This is a genomic window from Streptomyces sp. C1-1, assembly GCF_050214755.1.
Taxonomy (GTDB): Bacteria; Actinomycetota; Actinomycetes; order Streptomycetales; family Streptomycetaceae; genus Streptomyces.
Map to the genome: position 1 here is coordinate 5850579 of NZ_CP189826.1, position 11812 is coordinate 5862390.

An 11812-nucleotide genomic window follows, 5' to 3' on the forward strand; every position below is an offset into this window, starting at 1 on the left:
GGGCGGGACGGGGGCGGCGGCGGTGGCGGGGCCCGAGACGGTGGTCGGCCGGTGTGTCAGGCCTTCTTCCAGTCCTTGCAGCCGGTCGTCTTGAAGTAGCCGTCCGAGGCGCTGATGGTGACGACGGCCGTGCCGCTCACGTTGTTGTTGGCGATGATGGAGTTCATGTCGCCCTTGGCGTCCTTGGTGCGCTCCCAGTAGCAGGAGTCGTCGGTGTTGCCGGTGGAACGGTAGGTTCCGGGCGCGATGTCGGCGCCGACTCTGAACATGCCGCCGTCGCCGGCCATCCGGGAGGCGGGCGTGCCCTTGGCCTTCGCCTTGAGGTCGACGGCCTCCCAGTCCTTGCAGCCGTTGGACTTGAAGATCTTGTCGGTGGCCTTGACGGTCACGTAACTGGCGCCGGTGACATTGTCGTTGGCGAGGATCGAGTCCATCTCGCCCTTGGCGTCCTTGGCGCGCTCCCAGTAGCACATGCCGTCGCTGTTGCCGGTGGTGCGGTAGGTGCCGGGCTTGACGTCCTTGCCGACCCGGAACTCGCCGTCCCCCGCGAAGGCGACCTTCTTCTCGGTGGCCTTCGCGCCGCCGTCCTTGCCCTTGGCGGTCTTGTTGCCGTCGGAGCCGTGGTCGGCGGAGGCCGAAGTGCCCTTGTCGCCGCTGCCGTTGCTCTTGCCGTCTCCGTTGCTGCCGGCGTTCGCCGACACGACACCGATGACGACGATCCCGACGACGGCCCCCAGCGCGACCTTGCCCTTCATGCCCATGGCTGTGTCCCCCCTCGGACGGTGCGGCCGCCTCCTCGTCGGCGGCCGCTGTTCGATGGGTCAATAACAGCAGAGCTTGTGAACCGAGTCAACACGGTTCACGAGATGGGATGTGTACACGGGCGTGAAGGGGTAGATCTTGCCTGCGTCGGTATGCTCGGCTCACACGCAGAGGTCGGGGCACGGGGACGACGAGGGGAGCCGACGGGTGCAGGACAACGCGACAGAGGTGACCGCCGCCGGGATCGCCCGGCTGGCCGGCGTCGGCCGCGCCGCCGTCAGCAACTGGCGCCGCCGCCACGCCGACTTCCCCAGGCCGGTCGGCGGCACCGAGACCAGCCCCTCCTTCGCGCTGGCCGAGATCGAGGCGTGGCTGCGCAAGCAGGGGAAACTCGCCGAGGTCCCGCTGCGCGAACGCGTCTGGCAGCAGCTCGCGGGGCACCCCGAGGGGCCGGTCACCGCGCTCACGCACGCGGGATGCGTCCTGCTGCTCATCCATGACCGGCCGACGGTGTGGCTCGAGGTGAGCTCGGGGTCGGACGAGCGGCTGGCCGCGATGCTGCCGGGGGCGCTGGAGCAGGTGCTGCTGCCACGGTTCGGCACGCGGGCCGTGAACACGTCGGTCGCTGTGAACACTCCGGGTGCTGTGAACTCGCCGTCGCCCGTCAACCCGCCGCCCCGAGAGGACACCCCTCGTGGTGTGAACACGGCGCCGTCGCCGGTTCACGGTGTGAACACCCCATCGGCCGTTCACGCTGTGAACACCTCGCCGGCAGTTCACACCCCCACCGGCCCCCAACTCCTGCCCTCCGCCCCCCTCCTGCGCGGCGCCGCCGAACTCGCCGCCGACCTGGGCGCCCGGCAAGCCTTCGAGTTCCTGCTCGGCAGGCATCTCGACGCCAACCCGCGCCAGTACACGCTCACCCCCACCGAACTCGCCGGCCTCATGGCCGACCTGGCAGGCCCGGCCCGCACCCTCCTCGATCCGGCCGGCGGCACCGGCGCCCTCCTGCGCGCCGTCTCCCCCCGCCCCGACCAGGAGCTCTACGCCCAGGACAGCGCCCCCGACCTCGCCGCGCTCACCGCGCTGCGTCTCGCACTGCACACCCGGGCCACCGTGCGCGCCGCCGCGGGCGACACCCTGCGCGCCGACGCCTTCCAGGATCTGCGCGCCGACGCCGTCCTGTGCCACCCGCCGTTCAACGAGCGCAACTGGGGCCACGACGAACTCGCCTACGACCCTCGCTGGGAGTACGGCTTCCCCGCCCGCAACGAGTCCGAGCTCGCCTGGGTCCAGCACGCCCTCGCCCGCCTGCGCGACGGCGGCACCGCCGTACTCCTCATGCCGCCCGCCGCCGCCTCCCGCCGCTCCGGCCGCCGCATCCGCGCCGACCTGCTGCGCCGCGGTGCGCTGCGTGCCGTCGTCGCGCTGCCGATCGGCGCGGCACCGCCGTACAACATCCCGCTCCACCTGTGGGTGCTGCGCCGGCCCGACAAGGCGCCCGCGCAGCCCGAGGTGCTGCTCGTCGACACCGGGCAGTACGCGACCGAGGGGCGCGGCGGACCCGACTGGCGAGCGGTGCGGGAGGCCGTCCTCGACGCCTGGGGGGCCTTCGACCGCGCGGGCACCCTCCAGGAACGCCCGGGGCTGGCCCGCTCCCTGCCCGTCATCGACCTCCTCGACGACGACGTCGACCTCGCGCCGGCCCGCCATCTGCCGCCGCCGGCCGCGGCCGACGGCACCGAGGCGCTCACCGCCGTGCGCGAACGCCTCGGCGACACCCTGCGCCTGACGGTCGACCTCACTCCGCCGCCCGCCGACCCCGCGCAGCCGGCGCCCCGTTGGCCGTTCACGACGGTCGGTGAACTCGCGCGCGGGGGCGCCCTGGTGATGCGCACCGGTGGAAACGGCGGCCACGCGCGCGTGCCCGTTCTCACCGACCACGACGTCCTCGCCGGTACGGCACCTTCCGGCACGCTCCCCGAGAGCGACGAGGAGGCCGTGCTGACCGAGCCGGGCGACGTCGTCGTACCGGTGCTCGGCGGAGGCGCGGTGGCGCGCGTGATCGACGACGCGACGGGGGGCGCCGCCCTGGGGCGCCATCTCGTGCTTCTGCGCCCCGATCCCACAGCGCTCGACCCCTGGTTCCTCGCCGGCTTCCTGCGCGGCACCGCCAACAACCGCCAGGCCAGCAGCTACGCCTCCACGGCCACGCGCCTGGACGTGCGCCGGCTCCAGCTGCCCCGGCTCGCGCTCGACGAACAACGGCGCTACGGCGCGCGTTTCCGCGCACTCGACGAGTTCGAGCGGGCGCTCAGGCGTGCGAACCGGCTCGGGGACCAGCTCGTGCGCGGGATGTACGACGGGCTGACGGACGGGACGGTGGCGCCCGGCTGAGTCCGCTGAGACCACGCGCCGTCGTACGGAGTGGATCAGCACGACAACGGTTCGGTACAAGCCGGACCGGTTGTCCTTGTCGGCCTATACGCTCGGACACGGCACACACGTCCGCCCCCACCAGGCCTCCAGGAGCAGCCATGCAAGGCCCCGGCTACGCGCCGCCTCCGCCGAAGCGACCCTCGACGGGGGCGCTGGTCGTGCTGCGCGTGATCTTCGTGGCCGTGGCGATCCTGAGCATCGGGTTCCTGGCGTGGGTGGCGACGCTCCGCGCGGCGATCGTGACGCGCCGGGCCGTCGACTGGTGGGTCTTCGCTGCCTCGGTGGTGGTCCTCGGCACCAGCTTCGCCTTCCTCAGCACCGACCACACCGACGACTTCAGCACCACGAACGGCAACATCGGCATGAGCATCCTGCTGCTGAACGCGGTGGCCTGCGCCGGGTACTTCCTCTACGCGGACATACGCCACTTCAGCCGGCTCGGCCGGACCTACGCCGGGCAGCCGCCGATGACGCCGGGCTACGGATACCCGCAGTCCTCCTCGCCGTTCACCGCGGCGACCGTGCCGAGCACCGCGCAGCCGCCGTACGCCCCGCCCCCGATGCCCCACACGCCCGTGCCGCACCCGCCCGTGCCCCAGCCACCCGCGACCGCACCCGCGCCGCCGCAGCGGCCGGCGCCCGCCCGCATCGACCAGGTGCGCGCCGAACTCGACGAACTCAGCGACTACTTGCGCAAGCACCCCGGCGGGAGCGACGACAACCACGAGGGCGGAAGGTGACCGTGACGGCAGGACGCGTCGTCGCCGGCCGCTACGAACTGTCCACGCTCATCGGGCAGGGCGGCATGGGACAGGTCTGGACGGCCTACGACCAACGGCTCGACCGGCGCGTGGCGGTGAAGCTGCTGCGCCCCGACAAGGTGGCCGGGCAGGAGGCCGACGAACTGCGCCGGCGGTTCGTGCGCGAGTGCCGGGTGACCGCGCAGGTCGACCACCCCGGGCTCGTCACCGTGCACGACGCGGGCAGCGAGGGCGAGGAGCTGTTCCTCGTCATGCAGTACGTCGACGGCGCGGACCTCTCCGACCACCTCGCCGAGCACGACCCGTACCCGTGGCAGTGGGCCGTCGCGGTGGCCGCCCAACTGTGCGCCGTGCTGAGCGCCGTGCACGCCGTGCCGATCGTCCACCGCGACCTCAAGCCGCGCAACGTGATGGTCAAGCAGGACGGCACCGTCACCGTCCTCGACCTGGGCGTGGCCTCGGTGATGGACGCCGACACCACCCGCCTCACCCACACCGGCACGCCCATCGGCTCGCCCGCCTACATGGCGCCCGAGCAGGCCATGGGCGGCGCGGTCGGCCCGTACACCGACCTGTACGCGCTCGGCGTGCTGCTGCACGAACTGCTCAGCGGTGACGTCCCGTTCGCCGGCTCCACGGCGCTCGGCGTGCTGCACCGGCACCTGTACGAGGCCCCGGTGCCCGTGCGCCGTATCCGCCCCGAGGTCCCCGAGCCGCTCGAAGCGCTCGTCCTGCGCCTGCTCGCGAAGGACCCGCAGCACCGCCCGGCCTCCGCGCAGGAGGTGTACGAGCACCTGGCACTGCTCCTGCCGGCGCGCGGGACGCCCACCGGGGCGCCCCTCGACCCCACGCGCCCCTTCCTGCGCCCGCACGCCCCCTGGCCGGACCGCGCGCGCACGCCCGCGCCCCAGCCCGCCCCCGTCACGCCCGTGCCCGAGAGCGCCGAGAAACCCGACGTGGCGCGCGCCGTCGACGAGGTCAAGCGCCTCCTCGGCGAGGGCCGCATCACCCAGGCCGTCGACATCCTCGGCGCGATCCTGCCCGCCGCGGCGGAGCAGCACGGCGAACACTCCCCGGTCGTGCGCACCCTGCGCAAGCAGTACGCGGCCACGCTCATGGACGACGGCCAGTACCGGCGCGCGCTGCCCGAACTGCGCCGTCTCGCCGACGAACGCGCCGCCGAGGCCGGTCAGGCCGACCCCCAGTCGCTCCGGTTCCGCTACGAGGCCGCCCAGTGCCTGGAGGCGCTCGGGGATCCGGCGGGGGCGCTCGCGGAGTACCGCGCGCTGCTGCCGTACTACGAGAACCAGTACGTGTCGGCGGGCGACCCCGAGCTCTCCCACGAGGTCCGCCGCCGCATCGGCCACCTGCTCCTCGCCCTCGGCGACCGCCCCGCCGCGCACGACGCGCTCGCGCGCCTGCTGATGGACGTGGAGCGCCTGCGCGGCCCCGCCCATCCGCTCGCGGCCGACATCCGCCGCACGCTGCAGTGGCTCGGTCAGGTGCGCGGCTAGGCGAGGGTGCGCGATTTTGCCCTGGCATGAGGGAACCTTGTGAACCCGCGGGGCTCGTGTTTCCCGAACGCATGAACGTCGCCGGATAGGGTGCGGTTCGTTTTTGCCAGGCATCGCCTCGAACACACAGGCAATCGACGGCACGGGCGATCGCCTCGACGCACAACCAAGGGTGGGGAATCCATGGCCGGCCACCGGCAGTCCAAGAAGCGCAGATACATCACGTGGGCCGTCGCCGGTGCCGCCGTCGTCGCCGGGGCGGGCATCGCCGCGCAGACCTCCATGGCCGCCACCACCTGGCCCGCGCAGAAGACGTACACCGGGCGCGCCTTCGACACCTGCGCCGCCCCCTCCCTGTCCGCGATGAAGGCCTGGCACACCGGCTTCTACGGCGCCGCCGCCGTCTACGTCGGCGGCCGGAACCGAGGCTGCTCCCAGCCCAACCTCACCGCCTCCTGGGTCAAGTCCGTCAGCACCCTCGGCTGGAAGCTCATCCCGCTCTACGTCGGCGCCCAGCCGCCCTGCCAGTCCGGCTCCAACCCCGAGAAGCTCACCGCCACGACCGCCGCCTCCCTCGGCAGGACCGACGCGGACGACGCCGTCGCCAAGGCCTCCGCGCTCGGCATGAAGGCCGGCAGCCCGATCTACCTCGACATGGAGTCGTACGACATCACGAACACGTCGTGCAACGACGCCGTGCTCACCTATGTCCGCGCCTTCGACAAGGAACTGCGCGCCAAGACCTACCGCGCCGGCTACTACGGCTTCACCAGCTCCAGCGCCAAGGCCATCGCGAACGCCACCGACAAGACGGACCTGCCGGGCAACCTCTGGTACGCCCTGTGGGACAAGCAGAACACCACCACGTCGGACTGGCCGTTCGGCTCGACCCAGTACACCGGCCACAGCCGCGGCCACCAGTACCTGGTCAACAGCAAGGAGACGCGCAACGGCCACACGATCACCGTGGACCGCGACGCGTGGGACGCTCCGGTGGCCATCACCGGCTGAGCCCCCGCAGGCCGCCCGGGCGCGGCGGTGCCCGAAGCCGTGGTGAATCGTTGGTCGAATGGGTCGGTCGAATGGGTTGGCCACAGCCGTCCCACTGCCTAACATCGATCACCGCAAGACTTTGTGCACCGTCGCACAATCTCCTCGGGAGGCTTCCTTGCACCGCCGCCGTCGCACCGCGCTCCTGCTCACCGCCGCGATCGCCGCCGCGGCACCCCTCCTCACCGCCTGCGGAAGCGACTCGCATCCCGGCGCCGCGGCCGTCGTCGGCGGCCAGCGGATCACCGTGGCGCAGCTGGAGAACCGGGTCAACGAGGTACGAACGGCCCAGCGCGCGGCCGTGGCGAACGACGCGCAGTACAAGCAGGCCGTCGCCCAGACCGGCAGCCTCACCCGCGACACCCTGCACAACATGGTGCTCGACCGGGTGCTGCACCGGGCCGCCCAGGACAACGGCGTGAGCGTCACCACCAAGGAGATCCAGCAGATGCGCACCGGCCTGGAACAGCAGGTCGGCGGCTCCAAGGCGCTCGAGACGGCATGGCTGCAGCAGTACGGCGTGGCCCCCAAGCGTCTCGACGACAACCTCCGCCTGCAGCTGGAGGCCCAGAAACTCGCCCGGACCCTCGGCACCGACACCAGCAAGCCGGCCTTCTGGAACGCCCTGTCCAAGGCCTCGAAGGAACTCCACGTCGACCTCAACCCGCGCTACGGCGCCTGGGACGTCCAGAAGAGCAGCCGCGTCGACGCGAAGACGCCGTGGGTGCGAGAGGTCGCCACGGCGGCCTCGCAGGGCACCGCGTAGCCGGAGGAACGGTACGGCGGCAGCGGCGGGCGCCCCTGCGGGTGTCCGGCCCCCTGGCTGTGGCCCCCCGCCCCTGCCTGTGGACGCCCGCCCTTGTGAACCCCCGCCTGTGGACAACTCGTGGGGCTGTCCGTGACGTGCGTTAGCTTCGAATCGTGAACGCAACCAGCTTCGACCCCGCCCCCGGCCAGGACCCCGGCGAGGCCCCCGCCCCCGGCCGCATCGTCCTGCTCACCACCAGCCACCGCGTCGCGCCCGGTCTCCTCTCCTGGCCCGCCTGGCAGGTCCTGCACGCCGCCGACCGCGTGCTGTGTGCGGACGGCGCTCACCCGCAGCTGCCCTATCTGCGGGAGGCGGGCATACGGGTCGACGAGGCGTCCCCGACGGCGGAGGAACTGGTGGCCGCCTGTGCCGGCGACCGCACCGTGGTCGTCGTCGCCACGGGCGAGGGCGAGCCCGCCCTCACGGACGGCCTGGCGCGCCTCGCAGGCTCGGGCCGTGTGAGCATGCCCGAGCTGGAACTCCTCCCCGCCTCCTACGACCTCCCCGGCGCCCGCCTCCTTGACCTCGTCCAGGTCATGGACCGGATTCGCGCCGAGTGCCCCTGGTCCTCGCAGCAGACCCACAAGGGCCTGGCGAAGTACGGCATCGAGGAGGCCTACGAACTCGTCGAGGCGATCGAGGACGGCGACCGCGACGAGCTGCGCGAGGAACTGGGGGACGTCCTGCTCCAGGTCGTCTTCCACTCCCGCATCGCCGAGGAGGACCCGGACGCCCCCTTCTCCATCGACGACGTGGCCGGTGGCATCGTCGCGAAACTCATCCACCGTCACCCGCACGTCTTCGGCGACGAGACCGCCTCGACCCCGGAGGAGGTCAAGGAGCACTGGCTGCGCACCAAGGCGATCGAGAAGCGGCGGGAGTCGGTGACGGACGGCATACCCCTCGGACAGCCGGGCCTCGCCCTCGCCGCGAAGCTCGCCTCACGGGTGCGCACGGCGGCCCTGGAGGTGCCGCTGCCGGCCGGGGAGGGCATCGGGTACGAACTGCTGGCGCTGGCGGCGCGGGCGGAGGCGGAGGGAGTGGATCCGGAGGCGGCTCTGCGGGTGGCGGCGCGCACCTATCGCGACGCGGTGCGCACGGCCGAGGGCCTGCGGGGTTAGTACCGTTGTCCCGTAGGGCGGGGCGAGGCAAGGGGGCCTGATGGAAGCCGAGTTGGCGGCGCTGGCGGCTGCGGGGAGCTCGGCGGTCGTGCAGGCGATGGCGACGGACGCCTGGACGAGCGTACGGGAGCGCGTCGCGTCACTCTTCGCCGCCGCCGAGAGCGGCGCGGGCGACGAGGGCCACGCGGGCGGGGCGAGTCACGCGGGCGGGGCGGGTCACGCCGAGGGCGAGCGCCGTGCCGAGCAAGAGCGTCTCGTCGCGGGGGCGGCCGAACTCGACCTGGCCAGGGAGAAGTTACTGGCGGCGGGCGGCATGGACAGGGTCACCGAGGCCATCGAGACGTACACGGAGGCCGAGTTGCGGGCGCGGCTGCGCCGACTGCTCGCGGACGACCCGGGTGCCGCGGCCGGACTGCGCGACCTCATAGACGAGTTCGCGCCGCTCACGGACGGCGGACCGGCGGTCACCAACACGATCTCCGGAGGACGCTTCGACGCTCCCGTCGTGCAGGCCGGCACGATCCACTCGCTGACCCTGCACCACACCCCCGAGGCCGCCAAGGACCACATCGACTTCCGCGAGGGCACCTTCAACGGCCCCGCGATCGGCGTCCAGCATGTCCACGGCGCTCCGCCCGAGCGGCCCCGCGCCGTCGCCGACGGCTGGCCCCGCCTGGGCGCCCTCCGGCTCCCTCCCGGCGTACGGCCCGCGCGTCGCGTCGGCGACGAGACGGACCAGCCGCCGTACGTGCCGCGCGACTGTGACCCGGTGCTCGACCGGTTGCTGGCTCAAGCGCTGCGCTCGGGAGGACTGGTCGTGGTCACCGGGGAGCCGCTCGCCGGGAAGACGAGGACCGCCTGGGAAGGGCTGAAGCGAGCGGCCGCCGACGGCACGCGTGTCTGCGTCGCGCACGAAGGCACCGACCTCGGGTCGCTGCCCGGCGCACTGCAGGGCCGCGATCCCGAGGGCACGCATGTGGTGTGGCTGGACGACATCGCGGGCCACCTCGACGAGCAGGGGCGGACGGCGGGCGTCGTCTCCCGGCTCACGCACGAGGGCGTGCTCGTGCTGGCGACGATGCGGGACGAGGCGTACGCGAAGCACGGCTTCGGGGACCATGCCCACGCCCGGCTGCTGCGCGGGGCCCGCAAGCTCGAACTGACCTGCCGCTGGAGCGGGCCGGAGCTGGAGCGGCTGGCGGAGGCGGAGGACTCGAGGCTGGTGGACGCGGTCCGCTGGCGAGAGGAACTGGGCGTGACGCAGTTCCTCGCGGTCGGGCCGGAGCTGGGGGAGGAGTGGCGCTGGGCACGGCGGCCGGACGGGCGGCCGTGGGGGTACGAGCTGGTGCGGGCGGCGATCGACGCGGCCAGGTGCGGGCTGCGGCGCCCGTTGGCGGCGTCGGAATGGCGGATGCTGCTCGTCGACGCCGAGTACGGGGTGCTCCTGGAGGACGAATGGCTGTCCGAGGAGCTGTCCTGGGCCGGTCGGCCGCGCCTCGGCGTCACGGGGCTTCTCGTTCCGGACAAAGGGGAGGGCGGCACGGTCTGGCGGGCGAGCGGAGCACTGGTGGCGGACGCGTTGCGCTCGCCCGGGTTCCCGCCGCCCGGGCCCTACCTCTGGCGGAACATGAGCGCGCTGGCACAGCGGGCCGGCGCCGCCGAGCTGGAGGCGGTCGTGGCCGCCGGTCGTACGGCCCTGCGAGCGCCCGCCTCGGCGGGGGACGCCGACGCCCGCAAGGTCATCACCGACCTCGCGGACCTGGCCGGCGACGAGGCGGACGCGGACCGCTGGCGCGGGCTCCACTTCAACGCCGTGGGCGACCAGGAGAAGGCCTTCCACTTTTTGGAGAGGGCGGCGAGCGCGGGCCACCCGGAGGGCCGGCTGGACCTCGCGGCCCTGCACCTCGTCCGCGCCGAACACTGGCTGGCCGAGGCCGCCGAGGACGGCTCCCCGCATGCCGCCGCCACCCTCGCCGCCCTCCGCGAGGCACTCCCCCCGAACCCGGATACCGTCAAGGAGTGACCGACCAGCCCACCCCCGACCAGCCCACCCCCACCACGGCGCCCGCCCACACCGGCCCCGACACCCCCACCCCCTCACCCCCCGACCTCTTCACCTGGGAATTCGCCACCAACCCCTACCCCGCCTACGCCTGGCTCCGCGCCCACGCCCCCGTGCATCGGACGACTCTGCCGAGCGGGGTCGAGGCCTGGCTGGTCACGCGTTACGCCGACGCCAAGCAGACCCTCGCCGACAACCGGCTGTCCAAGAACCCGGCCCACCACGACGAGCCCGCCCACGCCAAGGGCAAGACGGGCATTCCGGGTGAGCGCAAGGCCGAGTTGATGACGCATCTGCTCAACATCGACCCACCCGACCACACGCGGCTGCGCCGTCTCGTCTCGAAGGCGTTCACGCCCCGCCGGGTCGCCGAATTCGCGCCACGCGTGCAGCAGTTGACCGATCAGTTCATCGACCGGTTCGCGGAGAAGGGCTCCGCCGATCTCATCCACGAGTTCGCCTTCCCGCTGCCCATCCACGCGATCTGCGACCTGCTCGGCGTCCCCCGTGAGGACCAGGACGACTTCCGGGACTGGGCGGGGATGATGATCCGGCATCAGGGCGGCCCCAGGGGTGGGGTGGCGCGGTCGGTGGAGAAGATGCGCGGGTATCTCGCCGACCTCATCCACCGCAAGCGCGCCGCCCTCCCGGACACCCCGGCTCCCGGCGAGGACCTCATCTCCGCCCTGATCCGCGCCTCCGACCACGGCGAGCACCTCACCGAGAACGAGGCCGCGGCGATGGCCTTCATCCTGCTCTTCGCGGGGTTCGAGACCACCGTCAACCTCATCGGCAACGGCACCTTCGCCCTCCTCACCCACCCCGAGCAGCGCGCCCGCCTGCAGACCTCCCTCGCCGCAGGCGAACGCGGCCTGTTGGAGACGGGCGTCGAGGAACTCCTGCGCTACGACGGGCCGGTGGAGCTCGCCACCTGGCGGTTCGCCACCGAGCCGCTGACGATCGGCGGACAGGACATCGCCGCCGGCGACCCCGTCCTCGTCGTGCTCGCCGCCGCCGACCGCGACCCCGACCGCTTCGCCGAACCCGACACCCTCGACCTGTCCCGCCGCGACAACCAGCATCTGGGATACGGCCACGGCATCCACTACTGCCTCGGTGCCCCGTTGGCCCGGCTGGAGGGCCAGACCGCCCTCGCGACGCTCCTCACCCGGCTACCGGACCTCCGACTGGCCGAGGATCCAGGGGAGTTGAGGTGGCGGGGCGGACTCATCATGCGCGGACTGCGCACGCTCCCGGTCGAGTTCACTCCGGTCGAGGCCTCGAGCCCCCCGTAA

9 protein-coding genes are annotated in these 11812 nt (G+C 72.8%); 8 read left to right on the plus strand and 1 reads right to left on the minus strand.

Annotated elements, in window-relative coordinates:
- Positions 1-56: 56 nt before the first annotated feature.
- Positions 57-761, minus strand: a complete 705-nt coding sequence (locus ACQF4J_RS26810) for a hypothetical protein (RefSeq protein WP_427166947.1) — start codon at positions 759-761, stop codon at positions 57-59.
- 208 nt (positions 762-969) lie between these two features.
- On the opposite strand from ACQF4J_RS26810, the gene ACQF4J_RS26815 reads away from it, so the two are divergent.
- The 8 genes from ACQF4J_RS26815 (at position 970) to ACQF4J_RS26850 (ending at position 11812) form a co-directional block, all read left to right on the plus strand.
- Positions 970-3159 (plus strand): N-6 DNA methylase, encoded by a 2190-nt coding sequence (locus tag ACQF4J_RS26815; RefSeq protein WP_427166948.1) that lies wholly within the window; start codon positions 970-972, stop codon positions 3157-3159.
- 140 nt (positions 3160-3299) lie between these two features.
- Positions 3300-3941 (plus strand): hypothetical protein, encoded by a 642-nt coding sequence (locus ACQF4J_RS26820; RefSeq protein ID WP_351565261.1) that lies wholly within the window; start codon positions 3300-3302, stop codon positions 3939-3941.
- A 38-nt stretch (positions 3942-3979) separates the two neighbouring features.
- On the plus strand, positions 3980-5476 hold the full coding sequence (locus ACQF4J_RS26825) for a protein kinase domain-containing protein (RefSeq protein WP_427168620.1): 1497 nt from the start codon (positions 3980-3982) through the stop codon (positions 5474-5476).
- 183 nt (positions 5477-5659) lie between these two features.
- Positions 5660-6487: a glycoside hydrolase domain-containing protein gene (locus ACQF4J_RS26830; RefSeq protein ID WP_427166949.1), complete on the plus strand. Its 828-nt coding sequence runs from the start codon at positions 5660-5662 to the stop codon at positions 6485-6487.
- A gap of 157 nt (positions 6488-6644) precedes the next feature.
- A complete protein-coding gene (locus tag ACQF4J_RS26835) occupies positions 6645-7292 on the plus strand; it encodes a SurA N-terminal domain-containing protein (protein WP_351565267.1) in 648 nt (215 codons plus the stop codon).
- Between the two features lie 155 nt (positions 7293-7447).
- Positions 7448-8455, plus strand: a complete 1008-nt coding sequence (locus ACQF4J_RS26840) for a nucleoside triphosphate pyrophosphohydrolase (protein ID WP_351806289.1) — start codon at positions 7448-7450, stop codon at positions 8453-8455.
- A gap of 40 nt (positions 8456-8495) precedes the next feature.
- Entirely contained in the window at positions 8496-10478 is a 1983-nt protein-coding gene (locus ACQF4J_RS26845) for a hypothetical protein (RefSeq protein WP_427166950.1), read from the plus strand.
- Positions 10475-11812 (plus strand): cytochrome P450 family protein, encoded by a 1338-nt coding sequence (locus ACQF4J_RS26850; protein WP_427166951.1) that lies wholly within the window; start codon positions 10475-10477, stop codon positions 11810-11812. Before ACQF4J_RS26845 ends, ACQF4J_RS26850 begins: the two co-directional genes overlap by 4 nt.

Coding starts and splice junctions, on each gene's coding strand:
- ACQF4J_RS26810 (WP_427166947.1), bottom strand. CDS start 761: ATGGGCATGAAGGGCAAGGTCGCGCTGGGGGCCGTCGTCGGGATCGTC.
- ACQF4J_RS26845 (WP_427166950.1), top strand. CDS start 8,496: ATGGAAGCCGAGTTGGCGGCGCTGGCGGCTGCGGGGAGCTCGGCGGTC.
- ACQF4J_RS26830 (WP_427166949.1), top strand. CDS start 5,660: ATGGCCGGCCACCGGCAGTCCAAGAAGCGCAGATACATCACGTGGGCC.
- ACQF4J_RS26820 (WP_351565261.1), top strand. CDS start 3,300: ATGCAAGGCCCCGGCTACGCGCCGCCTCCGCCGAAGCGACCCTCGACG.